The following is a 15088-nucleotide window of genomic DNA, read 5'->3' as shown; positions in this document are numbered from 1 at the left end:
TATCACGGTTTTGACTTGTCCCCGTTTGCTGTGGAGCTGGCTGTGAATAACGTGGGAGTAGCTGGCTGCAAGCCTTTGAATCCGTGGCTTGCAGCGATGTGGTTGTTTTTTGATCAGGCGTTTTTACTGGACCTCGAGCCGGCTTTGTCAACCTTTTTGTTAGGGGCAAATATGGTATGAATCTAGGTGGGCAAGCCTGTGGATAAGTCTGTGGTTAAACTCTGGAAAGAGTCAGCTGAGGGCCGTAGTTGCTGGCTTGGCGCCATCGTCGGTTTGATCGCTCGGTCGTGCAAATTGCCCGGGGTTACACAGCAGGCACCTGAGGGTCAAGCAAAAAACTTTCTAATCTGCCCGCAAAGCCTTGTGGACAGCGGCTTGCAGCTTTTGCACTTGCCCCCGGAAACTGTGGACCGGCCTGTGGATAACGTGCGCGTACATGGCTGCAAGCCACAGCGCATATGGCGTTGCCGGTGTTGATTGTTTTTTGTACGGTTTTTGCGATGGTTGCCGCTGTGGGCAAGGCCGGGCATGCTGGCAACTGATTTTCTATTCCAAGGGCTGTCGATCAGCCGAAGCAAGGAGAACACGATGTCCAACACCCTGTTTATTACCGGCGCGACCTCCGGTTTTGGTGAAGCCTGTGCCCGTCGTTTTGCCGAAGCCGGCTGGAAACTGGTGCTGACAGGTCGTCGTGAAGAGCGCCTCAACGCCCTGTGCGCCGAGTTGTCGAAGCAGACGGAGGTTCATGGGCTGGTGCTCGACGTACGGGATCGCAAGGCCATGGAGGAGGCGATTGCCAACCTGCCGCCGTCCTTCGCCAAGCTGCGCGGGCTGATCAACAACGCCGGCCTGGCCTTGGGCGTGGACCCGGCCCCCAAGTGCGATCTTGATGATTGGGATACCATGGTCGACACCAACATCAAAGGCCTGATGTACAGCACTCGCCTGTTGTTGCCGCGTTTGATCGCTCACGGTCGTGGCGCCGGCATCGTCAACCTCGGTTCCATCGCCGGCAACTACCCGTACCCGGGCAGCCACGTGTATGGCGCGAGCAAGGCGTTCGTCAAACAGTTCTCCCTGAACCTGCGTTGCGACCTGCAAGGTACGGGCGTGCGGGTCAGCAACATCGAGCCGGGCCTGTGTGAGAGCGAGTTCTCGCTGGTGCGTTTCGCCGGTGACCAGGAGCGTTACAACGCCACTTACGCCGGCGCCGAGCCGATCCAGCCGCAAGACATCGCCGAGACCATTTTCTGGGTGCTCAACGCACCGGCCCACATCAACATCAACAGCCTCGAGCTGATGCCGGTGAGCCAGACCTGGAGCGGGTTTGCCATTGAGCGTAATGCCAAGGCGTAATTGTGGCGAGGGGGCTTGCCCCCGTTGGGCTGCGCAGCAGCCCTCATGTTTTTTCAGTTGTATCGCAGGCGGCTGCTTCGCACCCGAACGGGGGCAAGCCCCCTCGCCACAAAAAACTCAACCGAGGTAGTCAGCCAACCCGCGATAGCAGGTTGCCAAGTGATAAGGCGTGGTCGAAGGCATGTCCTTGCGGCTCACTTCGCCCTGTTCATCGCGACACTCATACCAGCCACCCGCATGCAAAAAGCGTTGTTGCAGCGCCTGCAATTGGTGCTGCACAGAGGCTTCGCTACCCGGGCGCAAGGTCAGGGCGCGCAGGTATTCGGCCTGGGCCCAGATGCGTTGGGTCGCGTCGCGAGGGCGCCCGTCCAGTTCGAGGTCAAGCATCGCTCGCACCGCCCCAGTCTGCTGATCCACGCCCCGTTGCTCGGTGAACGCAAAGGCGCGCTCCAGCGAGGCGTGCAGTTTCGAGCCGCGCAGCAATGGCGAGGACTCCAGCAGGAAATACCATTCGAACTGATGGCCCGGCTCGAACCAGTTATCCACAGCACCCAGCGGCTTTTCCATCAACACCGCGTGTTGCGGATCGATGAAGCGCTTCTGCATGGCTGTGCATAACTCGACAAGCGCGCTCTGCACAGCAGCGTCCTCGCGCACCGAAAGAATGGCGAGGAAAGCTTCGGCCAAATGCATCAATGGATTTTGCAGCGGCCCGGAATTGAGCGAAGACCAATCACGGTCCAGGCTGGCTTCGTACAGGCCGTCGCCTGTGGCGAAGCGCTGCGCCAACACTTCCAGCGTGGCGTTAAGCACCGACTCCACCAGCGGCTCGCGAACCTTGTCCCAGTAATGGGCGCAGGCGAACAGGATGAAAGCGTGGGTGTAGAGGTCTTTGCGTTGATCCAGCGGCGCACCTTGCGGGTCGATGCTGTAGAACCAGCCGCCATGCTCGGCATCGTGGAAATGCTGTTGCAAGGATCGGAACAGTGCCGCCGCACGTTCTTCGGCCTCAGGTACTTGGCCGATCAGGCTTGAAAACAGGTACAGCTGCCGCGCGCAAGCCATGGCCCGGTAGCGCTGCGGTGGCAGCGGCTGATGCTCGGCGTCCAGCGCTTCATACGGCAATGCCATGTCGGCGTTCCAGCCGGGGCCTTGCCAGAGCGGCACGATCACGTCCTGGAAGTGCTGTTGCACTGAGGCGAACAGGGCGGTCAATTCAGGCTGGGAAGCAGAGCGGGAAACAGAGGGCATTGGCTGGCGTCGTCACGGCAGGGTTAATTGCGCGACATGTTAGCAGGCCTGAGAGACGCGGTGTCCGTCAGGCCGCTATCGCGAGCAGGCTCACTCCCACAGTTAATCTTTGATGTTCACAAGTAGTGAGTTCACAGCCGAACCAGTGTGGGAGCGAGCCTGCTCGCGATGAGGCCCTGTCAGACGATGAAGAATCAACCCGCCAGCAACCACACCCCGGTCGCCGCCGAAGCCGCACCCGCCAGCCGAACCAGTGGTGCGGCGGCCTGAGGCAAAACGCGAACCAACACATAACCCGCTGCATGCAAAGCTGCCGTCGCCACCCCAAACCCCGCCGCATACGCCCACGGGCTCGACATGTCCGGCAGTTCCAGACCATGCGCCACGCCATGAAACAGCGCAAACAACGCGGTCGCACCCACCGCCAGGCTCAACGGCGGACGCACCGCCAAAGCCACCGCCAGGCCCAACGCCAATACCGAGGCAGCAATCCCGCTTTCCAGTGCCGGCAGGCTCAGCCCTTCAAAACCCAGCAGGCCGCCGATCAGCATAGTGCCCACGAACGTGCATGGTAGCGCCCAACGCGCAGCACCTTTCTGCTGCGCAGCCCACAACCCTACGGCAACCATTGCCAGCAAGTGATCGATGCCGCCGATCGGGTGGCTGAGGCCGGCCATCAAGCCATTGTCGCCGTGGCCCGGGTGAGCGAACGCGATGGCCGGGGTCAGCAGCAGGGCCATGGCCCCCAGAATGCGTTTCAGTGTCATGGATAAGCTTCCTTGTTGATAAGTGTGATCAGGCCGCAATCAGCAAGCCCTGGCGTTCGATGAAGGCGATGATTGCCTCCAGGCCCTGGCCGGTTTTCTGGTTGCTGAAAACAAACGGTTTGCCGTTGCGCATGCGTTGGGTGTCGCTGTCCATCATCTCCAGCGAGGCGCCTACCAGTGGCGCCAGATCGATCTTGTTGATCACCAGCAAATCGGATTTGCAGATTCCCGGCCCGCCCTTGCGCGGCAGTTTGTCGCCGGCCGAAACGTCGATCACGTAGATAGTCAGGTCGGACAGTTCCGGGCTGAAGGTCGCCGAGAGATTGTCGCCACCGGACTCCACCAGGATCAGGTCCAGCCCCGGGAAGCGCCGGTTCAGTTGATCCACGGCTTCGAGGTTGATCGAGGCGTCTTCGCGGATCGCCGTGTGCGGGCAGCCGCCGGTTTCCACACCGATGATCCGCTCGGGCGCCAGCGCTTCGTTGCGCACCAGAAAGTCGGCGTCTTCGCGGGTGTAGATGTCGTTGGTCACCACGGCCAGGTTGTAGCGGTCGCGCAGGGCCAGGCACAGGGCCAGGGTCAGGGCGGTTTTGCCGGAGCCGACCGGGCCGCCGATGCCGACGCGCAGAGGTTGGGCGTTCATGTGATTCTCCAAAGTAAAAGGCCCTAGGAACGGAACAGACGGCTGTACTGGCGCTCATGGGCCATGCACGCCAGGGACAGGCCGAAAGCGGCGCTGCCAATGTGTTCGGGGTTGATTCGGGTGGCGTCTTGCTGGGCCTGTTGCAGCAATGGCAGCAGTTCGCTGGTCAGGCGTTGGGCGGCTTGCTGGCCCAAGGGCAGGGTTTTCATCAGCACCGCCAGTTGGTTTTCCAGCCAGCTCCAGAGCCAGGCGGCCAGCGCATCTTGCGGGCTGATCTGCCAGGCGCGTGCCGCCAGCGCCCAGCCAAGGGCCAGGTGTGGTTCAGGGCATTGGTCGAGAAAGATGCGGGCTGGCGCATCCAGTTCCGGCAAACCGTTGAGCAGTTGCTTCAACGAATAACCCATCTGCCGACTTTCCTGATGCAGCTCGCGGGTTTCGCGGCTGGCGCGATGCTCTTCGCAGCGTTGCAGCAATTGGCCCCAGTTTTCTTCGGCCGCGGCGATGCAATGGGCGAGCAGCAGCGGTGCTTCGAAACGGGCGAGATTGAGCAGCAACTGATCGCTGATCCAGCGCCGGGCGCTATCGGAATCGTTTACGCGGCCGTTATCCACCGCCATCTCCAAACCCTGGGAATAGCTGTAGCCGCCAATCGGCAGCTGAGGACTGGCCAGACGCAGCAGCGCCCAGGCTGGGTTCATAAGCGAACACCGAACTGGTGCAGTTTCGGCGGATAGTTGAAATCCTCGTCGCCATGCCGCGAATGGTGATGGCCGCCGCCATAGGCGCCATGTTCCGGCTGGAACGGCGCTTCGATGTTCTCGGTCCTGGCACCAAGCTGTTCGAGCATGGCCTTGAGTACGTAATCGTCGAGCAGGCGCAACCAGCCATTGCCAACTTGCAGGGCCACATGACGGTTGCCCAAATGATAGGCGGCGCGGGTCAGTTCGAAGGCGTTGGCGCAGGTGACGTGCAGCAGTTGTTCGGGGCGAGCGCAGACGCGAACAACGCGCCCGTCTTCGGCTTGCAGGCATTCGCCGTCATACAGCGGCGGCTGACCGCGCTCCAAAAACAAACCGACGTCTTCACCCTCGGCACTGAAACAACGCAAACGGCTTTTGCTCCGGGCTTCGAAAGTCAGATGCAACTCGGCGGCCCAGACGGGTTGAGGGTCGATTCTGCGATGAATCACCAGCATCGGAAGGCTTCCAGCAATGGACAATGCTCAGTAATAGAGCAAGGGGCTTGCCAATCGGGTGAGTGGTAGGAAATGCCTGTCGGAGCGTGAAGGGTGGTTCAGAATTTTGGATCATGTTGGTGCGTGTGGAGTTTTCGCGCACCAATGTGGGAGCGAGCCTGCTCGCGATGGCGGAGTATCAGTCACATCAAGTGTTGACTGTGGCGACGCTATCGCGAGCAGGCTCGCTCCCACAGGGGGATGTATTTACTCAGTGCTGCCGAGGCCTTGCCAGTGTTTTAGACCTATGAAGATGAAGCGCAACTGCTGCGTGATCTTCGCCTGCGGCGTCAAATGCTCGGGTAGTGCCTCGGCCGGGGGATCAATAATGTCAGGCAGTGTCGCGAATACGCTTTTGACGATCAGATCAGCCATGACACTCAAACCTGCGAGGTCCAGATGCTGCAGTTTCGGCATCAGCGACAAGTCCGCTGCCAGGTCCGAGCTGATGTCTTCGCGCAAGCGGCCAATGGCCTGGCGCACCGGCAGTGAGCCGCCGTACTGTTCGCGGGCAAGAAACAGGAACTGCGAGCGATTGGCGGTGACCACGTCGAGAAAGATCCGCACCGAGGCGTCGATGATGCCACCCATGACGAACTCGTTATGGCGCACCAGGCGAATGGTCTCACGGAAGGTCTGACCGACTTCGCTCACGAGCACCAGGCCCAGTTCATCCATGTCGGCGAAATGCCGGTAGAAACCGGTGGGTACGATCCCGGCGGTTCTGGTCACTTCGCGCAGGCTCAGGCTGCCGAATCCTCTGCCGCTTTCCATCAAGTGGCGGGCAGCGTCCATCAGGGCGTTGCGGGTCTGTTGTTTCTGTTCGGCGCGGGGCAGCATCGCAAGGGTGTTTTCTGGACAGGGACAGCGGCGCACTCTAGCAAATCGGCTTCGCTGGCGTCGAACGACTATCGGGAGATCACGCGGGGAAATGCAGCTTTTATAAAGTCAAAAGCCCAATCCGGGGATTGGGCTTTTTTTCGGGGCCGCCATGGGCTCAGCTCACAGCGCTGTTACGTTCGATTACACGGTCACCACCACCTTCAGCCAGGGTTTGACCTTGTGGAGTGCGCTCGGTGCCGTCGGCAGCCAGGGTCTGGCCTTGTGGAGTGCGCTCGGTGCCGTCGGCAGCCAGGGTCTGGCCTTGAGGAGTGCGCTCGGTGCCGTCGGCAGCCAGGGTTTGACCTTGTGGGGTGCGCCCGGAACCGTCAGCCGCCAGGGTTTGACCTTGTGGAGTGCGATCCGAGCCATCTTGAGTGATCAGGCCTTTTTCTTTCAGGCGATCATTACCACCTTCGGCCAGGGTCTGACCTTGTGGAGTGCGGCCGGAACCATCAGCGGCAACGGTTTGGCTGAACACCGAACGGCTGTCTTTGACTTGTGGAGTGGCTTGATCAGCGGCCGGCAAAGCAAAAGCGGTGCTGGCTAACATGGAGAGGGTCAGGCTAAGCAGTAATTGGCGTTTCATGATGGGTTGCTCCTTGGGAGGGCGATAAAGTGGGTACGAGGGCAATGCTACTCTCGATAAGTCGATACAAAAGTTCATAAACGCAATGGTAATAATCAACAGAATTGATTGTTCGGCCGCAGCGCTCTAGAACGGGCGTTTCCGGCGAGCTTTTTTGCACTGAGGTGGGTATTTTCGACCCACTCTCGCCTCGCAAAAGTGCGGGTGCGGTAACGCCGGATGAGGGAGCAGGGTGTCCCCGGCCGATTATTTGAGTGTTAAGTGCCTATTCGGTTAAACCTGCGCGCCATTTCCCAGTCCTAAATGTCATGGCAGGCCGGTTCTGGCCTAACGTTTCATACGTGCGTCGCAGTCAGGACGCTCAGTCGTATCAGGAGCTCTGTGCAATGACGCGCACTCGTAAAATTTTCGCCTGGACCTTCGCCAGCCTGATTGTCTTGCTGGCGGTATTGGTTCTGGTCATCGCGTTCTTCGATTGGAATCGGATCAAACCGCCCCTGAACGCCAAAGTGTCCGAAGAACTGCATCGTCCGTTCGCCATCAATGGCAACCTTGCAGTGATCTGGCAGCGCGAGCCTGATGAGGGTGGCTGGCGGGCCTGGGTGCCGTGGCCGCATGTGGTGGCTGAGGATTTGAGCCTGGGCAACCCGGACTGGTCGAAACAACCGCAGATGGCCACCCTCAAACGCGTTGAGCTGCGCATTTCGCCGCTGGCCTTGCTGGCGCAGCGGGTGGTGATCCCGCGCATCGACCTGAGCGAACCCGATGCCGACCTGCAGCGTCTGGCCGACGGCCGTGCCAACTGGACGTTCAAGTTCGACCCGAAAGACCCGAACGCCGAGCCTTCGAACTGGGTGCTGGACATCGGTGCCATCGGCTTCGACAAGGGCCACGTCACGCTCGACGACCAGAACCTGAAGACTCAGCTTGATCTGCTTGTCGATCCGTTGGGCAAACCGATTCCGTTCAGCGACATTGTCGGAGACAAAGCGGCAAAAAAAGCGGTTGAAAAGGGTGGTTCGCCGCAGGATTACGCATTTGCGTTGAAGGTCAAAGGCCAATACCACGGTCAGAATCTGGCGGGCCAGGGCAAAACTGGCGGCTTGCTGGCCTTGCAGGACGCCACCAAGCCGTTCCCGCTTCAGGCGCAAGTGAAGATCGCCGACACCAGCGTCGAGCTAGCCGGCACGCTCACCGATCCATTGAACCTCGGCGCCCTGGATTTGCGCCTGAAACTGGCCGGTGCCAGCCTGGGTAATCTCTATCCACTGATCGGCGTGACGCTGCCGGATACTCCGCCTTATGCCACCGACGGGCACCTGATCGCCAAGCTGCATGAGCCGGGTGGGGCGGTGTACCGCTATGAGGAGTTCAACGGCAAGATCGGCGAGAGTGACATTCATGGCAACCTGACCTACGTCGCGAGCCAGCCGAGGCCCAAACTCAGCGGAGCGCTGGAGTCCGATCAACTGCTGTTTGCCGACCTGGCCCCGCTGATTGGCGCCGACTCCAATGCCAGGCAAAAGGACCGCGGCGGTGAAAGCAAGCAGCCGGCGGATAAGGTGCTGCCGGTCGAGGAGTTCAAGACCGAGCGCTGGCGCGCGATGGACGCCGACGTTGAATTCACCGGCAAACGCATCGTCCACAGCGAAAAGCTGCCGTTCAATGATCTCTACACTCATTTGGTGCTGACCGATGGTGTGCTCAGCCTCGAGCCCCTGCGTTTCGGCGTGGCTGGCGGCAATCTGGATGCGCAGATTCGTCTGAACGGGCGCACCGAGCCTTTGGAAGGCCGGGCCAAACTGACGGCACGCAAGTTCAAGCTCAAGCAGCTGTTTCCCACCTTTGAACTCATGAAAACCAGTTTCGGTGAACTCAACGGCGATGCCGACCTTACCGGTCGTGGCAACTCGGTGGCCAAACTGCTGGGTACTGCCGACGGCAATTTGAAGATGCTGATGAATGATGGCGCGATCAGTCGCGAGTTGATGGAGTTGGCGGGGCTCAACGTCGGCAACTATGTGGTCGGCAAAATCTTTGGCGACAGGGAAGTGAAGATCAACTGCGCGGCGGCCGATTTCGACATCAAGAGCGGTCTGGCGACCACGCGGCTGTTCGTTTTCGATACCGAGAACGCGATCGTCTACATCGATGGCACCGCGAATATGGCGACCGAGCAACTGGACCTGACCATCTCCCCTGAATCCAAGGGCTGGCGCTTGATTTCGCTGCGTTCGCCGCTGTATGTGCGGGGCAAGTTCATCAAGCCGGATGCGGGTGTGAAACCGGTGCCGTTGATGCTGCGTGGGGCCGGGATGGTTGCGCTGGGTGTGATTGCCGCGCCGGCGGCGGGCTTGCTGGCGCTGATAGCGCCCAGCGCTGGAGAGCCGAATCAGTGTGCGCCATTGCTGGAGCAGATGAAGGCGGGCAAGGCGCCGAAGACCGTCAAAGATTGACGGATGCTGAACACGCTATCGGCCGGAAAAGGTTCGATAGCGTGGCGTCAGAGGTCATACATTCCGAATGTCCGCATCTTCGGGAGGCGTAAGGTGATGCAAGTTGGTTTTGATTTTGCTTCCCAGCTTTTCGATTATCTTATCGCGCACGGAGGCGTATTTTTCTTCTGCCAGATAGGCTGACCATTGGGTGGTCTGAGGCCCATCGAGTACTACTTTTTGAGAGAGTTCTTCGTCAAGAATGGCAAGGTCAACCGGGTGGCTCGTATCGAACACCAGGCGAAATGAAATCACTGTCTTGTTTGCACTGATGACAGTCAGTAGGGGGCATACCGTGGTGATGGATGGCTGACGGTCGTTGTCGATTTGAATTCTGTTCAATAGGGCGGCGATAGCGTCGGAGTCTTTTGGCAAGTTTTTTATAATGCCAAGGACGTCGCTCAGTTCCTTTAGTTCCGCAGTCGATAGATGACCGGATAAAGCAGGCTTGGCGAATTTCAAGATGCTCATTGATTGTTTTTTCATTAGTTGTTGTGCGGTGCTTCTAGTAATCCAGGATAGAGATTCCAAGGTTTTCTTGTATGAACTCATCCAGGCGTCGGAAGCTATGCTGTGGGAATTCGAAATCAAGTGTCCCAGCAAGCTGGAGTGCAGAATGTCCTGTTTGAAGATTTCCGAGTGCGAGCCGAGGAAAATGGTGATGTTTCCATCAACGATATAAGTATCCGGTGTGCTGTAAGGCATCAGTATTCTCAAGTGTTCTGGTTTTGTTTTTCAAAGGACTCGTGAAGTGTCACGAGCCCTTCATGGCTAAAAGAGTTTTTGGATTACTGGAAGCCTGGAATACTGTCGAGGTAGTCATCGGCAGCCTGTCCGAGCTTGTCCAGAACCGAATGACGAATACGGTCATAGACCGCCAGATTCAAGTAGGAAGCCTGTGCCGCCGTTCTGATAGTTGTCGATTGAGTTGTCGATTTCCAGAAAAGAATACCTCGAGTGCTCTCACGGACATCCAACGTATTGCAGTTGAGGACCATCATCGGTGAGCCCTGTTGTGTCTGCCATACCGGGGACATATCATACTTGGCACCGGACCCGACGTTAGCTTTGCGGTTGTAGATATTAATCAGGCCTTGATTGCTCTTGACACCTTCTACAGCCTTTAAAGCCAACGCTGCAAGTTTTGGAGCGTTGGCGCCCACCAACCCTTGCAGCACATGGACGGCCAATACATCCATTGTCAACCCGCTGTTCCTTATCGTCTGGTTTTTGACCTGAAAGGCTTGAGTTACCCATCCGAGTTTTGCCAGGCTGTTGACATAGTAGGTGTACCATTGGTGAAGTTCTTTGATCGGGTCGTACAGTTGGCTGGCGGCGTTCTGTACCAGTAACTTGCAATTGTCGACATCTTCCCGGTTTTGCTCTGAAACGCCCGGCATGTAAATGTTCATCATTTCCGGGCCGACAGTGCCGCTTTCTTTGTTTGGGTCAATTGGGGTGTCGAGGGTGTTCAGGGAAAATGCTCGGGGTTTAGTTGCTGCTGGAAGGGCGGGTAAAGAGTCCACGAACTCAAGGCGTTCTTCGATATGCATAAATATAGTCCTTTATTGGTTTGATCAGACTTTCTGTCTGAGTGCTAAATATAAAGAACTGACGTGTGGCGTCTAGCGAGGGATTGTAACTAAGTGCGCATTTTGAACGTTGGTTAAATTGGTGTTAGGGGTGCTCTGAAATAGTCGGATATTTTCCAGTTGTCGAGCTGTCACACTTTTAAATAAAACGACGTAAGTCGAAATTTAATCCATTCTCTTCATCTTTCAGCTCTTTTGGCCGTTGAAAAACGCTGCGCAGCGGCACAGTCAGCATTGATGTCGCCTGACACTCCGCCTTCGCGAGCAAGCCCGCTCCCACAGGGATTGCGCTCAACTGACTGGTATCAGCGCATGCCCGGACACCAATGCTTCCTCCTGCAACCACGCAAAAAACGCCCGCACCGGCGGATGCCGTTCCCGGCCTGGTACGCACAGCGCACTGTATCCGGCCCCGTCGACCTGAATGTCCCCCCGATATGGCAGCAGCAAGCCGCAGCCCACACTTTCCGACACCAGAATATTGCTCGCCAGCACCAGGCCTTGCCCGGCGATGGCGGCTTGCAGGGCGTAATGCTCTTCGTCGTATTCACGCACCGCTGGTTGTTCGGTCAGCCAGGTTTCGCCGGACTGCGCGCACCAGGCCTCCCAGCCGTGGGCGTACAGCTTGGAGTTGTGCCAGCGCACGCTGATCAGGGTCGGTACCCGACTGGATGCCAGGGCCACTTGCTCAGGCGAGCCATAGACCCCGAAGGATTCATCGAACAGGCACAAACCATACAGGTTCGGGTAATCGTCGAGGCTGTAACGCACCACCAGATCGACGCTGGCGTCCTGATGTAGATCGATGACCTCGCAGTGAGTATCCAGGCGCAGGCTGATGTTCGGATGGCGGGCGTAAAACCGGCCCAGCCTTGGCACCAGCCAGAGGGCGGCGAAAGCGGCCGTGGTGGAAATTGTCAGGCTCGTGCCGCTGCGTTGCGGGCGCAAGGTATCGACGCTTTGCGCCACTTCCAGCAGGGCGCCGTGCAGGCTGTGGAATAGCCGTTCGCCGCATTCGGTCAGGCGCACCTGCCGTGGCAGTCGTTCGAACAACGGCACGCCGAGCCAGTTTTCCAGGGAGCGGATCTGGTGCGAGACCGCCGTCGGTGTCACGGAGAGCTCTTCGGCGGCGGCCTTGAAACTCAACAGGCGCGAGGCGGATTCGAAGGCGCGCAGGGCGGTCAGCGGCAACGAAGCAAACATTTAAAGCTCCATGGATGAAATAGATTCATCCAGACTGATTTTTGTTCATTTGAAGAGAGGCAGCTACGCGCTTCAAGCTGCAAGCACAAGCCGTTTAAGTTTAGCCCTTCAAGGAGATTCAGATGAGCAGAATTCTTGCCATTCACGCCAGCCCCCGTGGCGACCGTTCACATTCGCGGCGTTTGGCCGAGGTGTTTCTTTGCGCCTGGCAGGGTCGCAACCCGCAGTCGCAACTGACCCGCCGTGAAGTCGGTCGGGCGTTGATTCCGGCCGTCAACGAAGCGTTTGTGGCGGCGGCTTTTCATCCCGAACCTGAAGCGCGACCGCTGTCGATGCAGGCCGACCTGGCACTCAGCGATGAATTGGTGGGGGAGTTGCTCGGCCATGATCTGTTGGTGATTTCCACGCCGATGTACAACTTCAGTGTGCCCAGCGGCCTCAAGGCCTGGATCGACCAGATTGTGCGGCTCGGGCTGACGTTCAATCACACCCTGGACAACGGCGTCGCTCAGTACGAGCCGCTGCTGCAGGGCAAGAAGGCGTTGATCGTCACCAGTCGCGGCGGGTTTGGTTTCGGCCCCGGTGGTGAACTTGAGGCCATGAACCATGCCGATCCGTTGCTGCGTACCGCTTTGGGTTTCATCGGCATCACCGACGTCACCGTTGTCGCCGCCGAGGGTGAGGAGTCCGCCGAGCGCACCTTCCAGGTGTCCGTGGCCGAGGCCGAGCAGCGTTTGCTGGCGCTGGCCAGGGAGTTCTAGATGGCCTGGTTGTTCTTGCTGATCGCCGCCGGGTTCGAAGTCACCTTCGCCATGGGCATGAAGTACGCCGAAGGCTTCACCCGGCTCTGGCCGTCAGTAATTACAGTGGTGGCCGCGGTGGGCGGGATTTACTTCCTCACACTGGCCATGCGCGATTTGCCGGTGAGCATCGCCTACCCGATCTGGACCGCCATGGGTTCGCTGGGCACGGTGTTTCTCGGCTTTGCGCTGCTGGGCGAAAGCCTGACCGCGCTCAAGCTGGTGTCGGTCGGGCTGATTGTGGCGGGCGTGGTGGGATTGAAGTAAGGCGGATGACATAGACTGGTTATCGAATTGTCATCTTGGGTGGCGATGCTTGGCTGATGCCTTGCATCCGGCCTTGCTTCATCTCACCGATCACAAGGATGTTCATCCATGTCGCAAGGTTCCGCCACGCGTTACCCCTTGGTGCTGGTCCCGGGGATGCTCGGTTTTATACGTCTGTTGCTCTATCCCTATTGGTACGGAATCATTTCGGCGCTGCGCCGGGATGGGGCGACGGTGATTGCGGTGCAGGTCTCGCCGCTCAATTCCACTGAGGTGCGCGGCGAGCAATTGCTGGCGCGGATCGAGGAGATTCTGCGCGAAACCGGGGCCGAGAAAGTCAATCTGATCGGCCACAGCCAGGGCTCGCTGACCGCCCGTTATGCCGCAGCAAACCGCCCGGACCAGGTGGCGTCGGTGACCTCGGTGGCCGGCCCCAATCACGGCTCGGAGCTGGCGGACTATCTACATGAAAATTATCCGGCTGACAGCGCCAAGGGGCGGCTGCTCAGCTTTTTACTGTGGCTGATCAGCGCGTTGATGTGCCTGCTGGAAACCGGCTATCGCGGGCCGAGACTGCCAGTGGATATCCCGGCTTCGCACCAATCCCTGACCTCGGCAGGCGTGGCGCTGTTCAATCAGCGTTATCCACAGGGCCTGCCTGACACGTGGGGCGGGCACGGCCCGGAAGTGGTCAATGGCGTGCGTTATTACTCTTGGTCCGGAACCTTGCAGCCGGGCAAGACCGATCGCGGGTGCAATCTGTTCGATGGGACCAATCGCAGTTGCCGGTTGTTTGCCAGAACCTTTGTGCGTGAAGCGGGCCATTGCGACGGGATGGTCGGGCGTTACAGCTCGCATTTGGGGAAGGTGATCGGCGATGAATACCCGATGGATCACTTCGATATCGTCAATCAATCGCTGGGGCTGGTGGGCAAGGGCGCAGAGCCGGTGCGGTTGTTTGTCGAGCATGCTGCGCGGTTGAAAGCTGCGGGGGTTTAGCAGTCAGACCGTGTCATCGTTCATCGCGAGCAGGCGCTCGCTCCCACATTTACCCTGCGAATACTGGCCCATTGTGGGAGCGAGCCTGCTCGCGATGGCGCCAGATCAGGCAGCGCTGATCTTACGGCCCAGCACCGTGGTCCAGCGCTCCGACAAAATCACCCCACCCAACGTCAACACCCCACCCACCAAGTGATACAGCGCCAACTGCTCATGCAGCACCACCGCTGCAATCAGCGCCGTGATCAACGGCAGCAAATTGAAAAACAGCGTGGTCCGGCTCGGCCCCAGGCGCACCACGGCCTGCATCCACGCCAGCGGCGCAAGCATCGAGGCCAGCAGGCAGGCGTAGAGCACCAGCGGAATATTCTGCAGGGTCGGGCCGATTTTCGGTGAGGCGAGGAACAGCGGAAACAGCACTACCACTGCGACCAATACCTGCAAATACAACAACACCAGCGGCGGCAAACGCAGCTGCCATTTTTTCAGCAAGGTGCTGTAAATTGCATATGCCAGCGTGGCGATCAGCATCATCGCGTCACCCAGGTTCACCCCGTGTTCCAGCAACGCGCCAAGGCTGCCGGACGACACCACAACCAAAACACCCGCAAACGACAACACCGCACCGGCCAGGGCTCCGGCGGTCAGGCGTTGGCCGAGGCTGACAATCGCCATGGCCAGCGACATCAACGGCATCAGCGACAAAATGATCCCCATGTTGGTGGCCGAAGTCAGCGTCGCAGCGAAGTAAGCCAGGCTTTGATAAACCGCCATACCGAGTACGCCGAGGATGAAAATCCTGCCCAGATTCGGGCGGATCAACGGCCAGTGGGCGATCACCGGTTTAAGCATGAAAGGCGTGAACAGCAGTGCGGCCAGCAGCCAACGGTAGAAACCGATTTCGGCAGGAAAGATCGCGCCGACCGCGAGTTTGTTGATCACGGTGTTGCCGGCCCAAATGAAAATGGCCAGCAAGGGATAAGCGTATTGCATCGGGGAAAACCAGAACGTTA

General features: G+C 58.8%; 16 protein-coding genes. 5 read left to right on the top strand and 11 right to left on the bottom strand.

Annotated elements, in window-relative coordinates; all coding sequences use genetic code 11:
• Positions 1–588: 588 nt before the first annotated feature.
• Entirely contained in the window at positions 589–1356 is a 768-nt protein-coding gene (locus BK662_RS14705; protein ID WP_038978733.1) for an SDR family oxidoreductase, read from the top strand.
• 117 nt (positions 1357–1473) lie between these two features.
• Here BK662_RS14705 and BK662_RS14700 read toward each other — a convergent pair whose 3' ends face one another.
• The 7 genes from BK662_RS14700 to BK662_RS14670 all read right to left on the bottom strand — a co-directional run bounded on the left by BK662_RS14700 (position 1474) and on the right by BK662_RS14670 (position 6719).
• Entirely contained in the window at positions 1474–2607 is a 1134-nt protein-coding gene (locus BK662_RS14700) for an AGE family epimerase/isomerase (RefSeq protein ID WP_123358661.1), read from the bottom strand.
• A 194-nt stretch (positions 2608–2801) separates the two neighbouring features.
• Positions 2802–3374, bottom strand: a complete 573-nt coding sequence (locus tag BK662_RS14695; RefSeq protein WP_123358660.1) for a HupE/UreJ family protein — start codon at positions 3372–3374, stop codon at positions 2802–2804.
• Positions 3375–3402: 28 nt separating this feature from the next.
• Positions 3403–4017, bottom strand: a complete 615-nt coding sequence (ureG, locus tag BK662_RS14690; RefSeq protein ID WP_123358659.1) for an urease accessory protein UreG — start codon at positions 4015–4017, stop codon at positions 3403–3405.
• A 23-nt stretch (positions 4018–4040) separates the two neighbouring features.
• The gene (locus BK662_RS14685) at positions 4041–4715 is read right to left on the bottom strand and encodes an urease accessory protein UreF (protein ID WP_123358658.1); all 675 of its coding nucleotides are present in this window, start codon (positions 4713–4715) and stop codon (positions 4041–4043) included.
• On the bottom strand, positions 4712–5212 hold the full coding sequence (gene ureE / locus BK662_RS14680; RefSeq protein WP_123358657.1) for an urease accessory protein UreE: 501 nt from the start codon (positions 5210–5212) through the stop codon (positions 4712–4714). The genes BK662_RS14685 and ureE overlap by 4 nt, the downstream gene beginning before the upstream one ends.
• A gap of 246 nt (positions 5213–5458) precedes the next feature.
• Positions 5459–6091 carry a TetR family transcriptional regulator gene (locus tag BK662_RS14675; protein ID WP_123358656.1) on the bottom strand — a complete coding sequence of 211 codons (633 nt, stop codon included), beginning with the start codon at positions 6089–6091 and terminating at the stop codon, positions 5459–5461.
• 157 nt (positions 6092–6248) lie between these two features.
• Entirely contained in the window at positions 6249–6719 is a 471-nt protein-coding gene (locus BK662_RS14670; protein ID WP_123358655.1) for a hypothetical protein, read from the bottom strand.
• 386 nt (positions 6720–7105) lie between these two features.
• Here BK662_RS14670 and BK662_RS14665 point away from each other — a divergent pair, with 386 nt between their 5' ends.
• Positions 7106–9175 carry an AsmA family protein gene (locus BK662_RS14665; RefSeq protein ID WP_123358654.1) on the top strand — a complete coding sequence of 690 codons (2070 nt, stop codon included), beginning with the start codon at positions 7106–7108 and terminating at the stop codon, positions 9173–9175.
• 54 nt (positions 9176–9229) lie between these two features.
• Here the strand turns inward: BK662_RS14665 and BK662_RS14660 are convergent, their stop codons facing one another.
• From BK662_RS14660 to BK662_RS14650, 3 genes are all read right to left on the bottom strand, one after another.
• A complete protein-coding gene (locus BK662_RS14660; RefSeq protein ID WP_123358653.1) occupies positions 9230–9919 on the bottom strand; it encodes a hypothetical protein in 690 nt (229 codons plus the stop codon).
• A gap of 83 nt (positions 9920–10002) precedes the next feature.
• Positions 10003–10767: a hypothetical protein gene (locus tag BK662_RS14655; RefSeq protein ID WP_123358652.1), complete on the bottom strand. Its 765-nt coding sequence runs from the start codon at positions 10765–10767 to the stop codon at positions 10003–10005.
• Between the two features lie 330 nt (positions 10768–11097).
• Positions 11098–12009: a LysR substrate-binding domain-containing protein gene (locus tag BK662_RS14650; RefSeq protein ID WP_123358651.1), complete on the bottom strand. Its 912-nt coding sequence runs from the start codon at positions 12007–12009 to the stop codon at positions 11098–11100.
• A 122-nt stretch (positions 12010–12131) separates the two neighbouring features.
• Here BK662_RS14650 and BK662_RS14645 point away from each other — a divergent pair, with 122 nt between their 5' ends.
• The 3 genes from BK662_RS14645 to BK662_RS14635 all read left to right on the top strand — a co-directional run bounded on the left by BK662_RS14645 (position 12132) and on the right by BK662_RS14635 (position 14075).
• A complete protein-coding gene (locus tag BK662_RS14645) occupies positions 12132–12770 on the top strand; it encodes an FMN-dependent NADH-azoreductase (protein ID WP_123358650.1) in 639 nt (212 codons plus the stop codon).
• Positions 12771–13076, top strand: a complete 306-nt coding sequence (locus tag BK662_RS14640) for a DMT family transporter (RefSeq protein ID WP_123358649.1) — start codon at positions 12771–12773, stop codon at positions 13074–13076.
• Positions 13077–13184: 108 nt separating this feature from the next.
• Positions 13185–14075, top strand: coding sequence for an esterase/lipase family protein (locus BK662_RS14635; protein ID WP_123358648.1), 891 nt, complete (start codon positions 13185–13187; stop codon positions 14073–14075).
• Positions 14076–14180: 105 nt separating this feature from the next.
• Here BK662_RS14635 and BK662_RS14630 read toward each other — a convergent pair whose 3' ends face one another.
• On the bottom strand, positions 14181–15068 hold the full coding sequence (locus BK662_RS14630) for a DMT family transporter (RefSeq protein ID WP_123358647.1): 888 nt from the start codon (positions 15066–15068) through the stop codon (positions 14181–14183).
• Positions 15069–15088: the final 20 nt, after the last annotated feature.

The organism is Pseudomonas frederiksbergensis, from assembly GCF_003732275.1.
Classification (GTDB): domain Bacteria; phylum Pseudomonadota; class Gammaproteobacteria; order Pseudomonadales; family Pseudomonadaceae; genus Aquipseudomonas; species Aquipseudomonas frederiksbergensis_H.
Note: the sequence above shows the minus strand (reverse complement) of the source record. Positions and strands in the feature narration are given on the sequence as shown.

What these genes read in the sequence shown, in the direction of transcription:
- BK662_RS14705 (WP_038978733.1), top strand. Translation starts at nt 589, where the DNA reads ATGTCCAACACCCTGTTTATTACCGGCGCGACCTCCGGTTTTGGTGAA.
- BK662_RS14700 (WP_123358661.1), bottom strand. Translation starts at nt 2,607, where the DNA reads ATGCCCTCTGTTTCCCGCTCTGCTTCCCAGCCTGAATTGACCGCCCTG.
- BK662_RS14695 (WP_123358660.1), bottom strand. Translation starts at nt 3,374, where the DNA reads ATGACACTGAAACGCATTCTGGGGGCCATGGCCCTGCTGCTGACCCCG.
- ureG (WP_123358659.1), bottom strand. Translation starts at nt 4,017, where the DNA reads ATGAACGCCCAACCTCTGCGCGTCGGCATCGGCGGCCCGGTCGGCTCC.
- BK662_RS14685 (WP_123358658.1), bottom strand. Translation starts at nt 4,715, where the DNA reads ATGAACCCAGCCTGGGCGCTGCTGCGTCTGGCCAGTCCTCAGCTGCCG.
- ureE (WP_123358657.1), bottom strand. Translation starts at nt 5,212, where the DNA reads ATGCTGGTGATTCATCGCAGAATCGACCCTCAACCCGTCTGGGCCGCC.
- BK662_RS14675 (WP_123358656.1), bottom strand. Translation starts at nt 6,091, where the DNA reads ATGCTGCCCCGCGCCGAACAGAAACAACAGACCCGCAACGCCCTGATG.
- BK662_RS14670 (WP_123358655.1), bottom strand. Translation starts at nt 6,719, where the DNA reads ATGAAACGCCAATTACTGCTTAGCCTGACCCTCTCCATGTTAGCCAGC.
- BK662_RS14665 (WP_123358654.1), top strand. Translation starts at nt 7,106, where the DNA reads ATGACGCGCACTCGTAAAATTTTCGCCTGGACCTTCGCCAGCCTGATT.
- BK662_RS14660 (WP_123358653.1), bottom strand. Translation starts at nt 9,919, where the DNA reads ATGCCTTACAGCACACCGGATACTTATATCGTTGATGGAAACATCACC.
- BK662_RS14655 (WP_123358652.1), bottom strand. Translation starts at nt 10,767, where the DNA reads ATGCATATCGAAGAACGCCTTGAGTTCGTGGACTCTTTACCCGCCCTT.
- BK662_RS14650 (WP_123358651.1), bottom strand. Translation starts at nt 12,009, where the DNA reads ATGTTTGCTTCGTTGCCGCTGACCGCCCTGCGCGCCTTCGAATCCGCC.
- BK662_RS14645 (WP_123358650.1), top strand. Translation starts at nt 12,132, where the DNA reads ATGAGCAGAATTCTTGCCATTCACGCCAGCCCCCGTGGCGACCGTTCA.
- BK662_RS14640 (WP_123358649.1), top strand. Translation starts at nt 12,771, where the DNA reads ATGGCCTGGTTGTTCTTGCTGATCGCCGCCGGGTTCGAAGTCACCTTC.
- BK662_RS14635 (WP_123358648.1), top strand. Translation starts at nt 13,185, where the DNA reads ATGTCGCAAGGTTCCGCCACGCGTTACCCCTTGGTGCTGGTCCCGGGG.
- BK662_RS14630 (WP_123358647.1), bottom strand. Translation starts at nt 15,068, where the DNA reads ATGCAATACGCTTATCCCTTGCTGGCCATTTTCATTTGGGCCGGCAAC.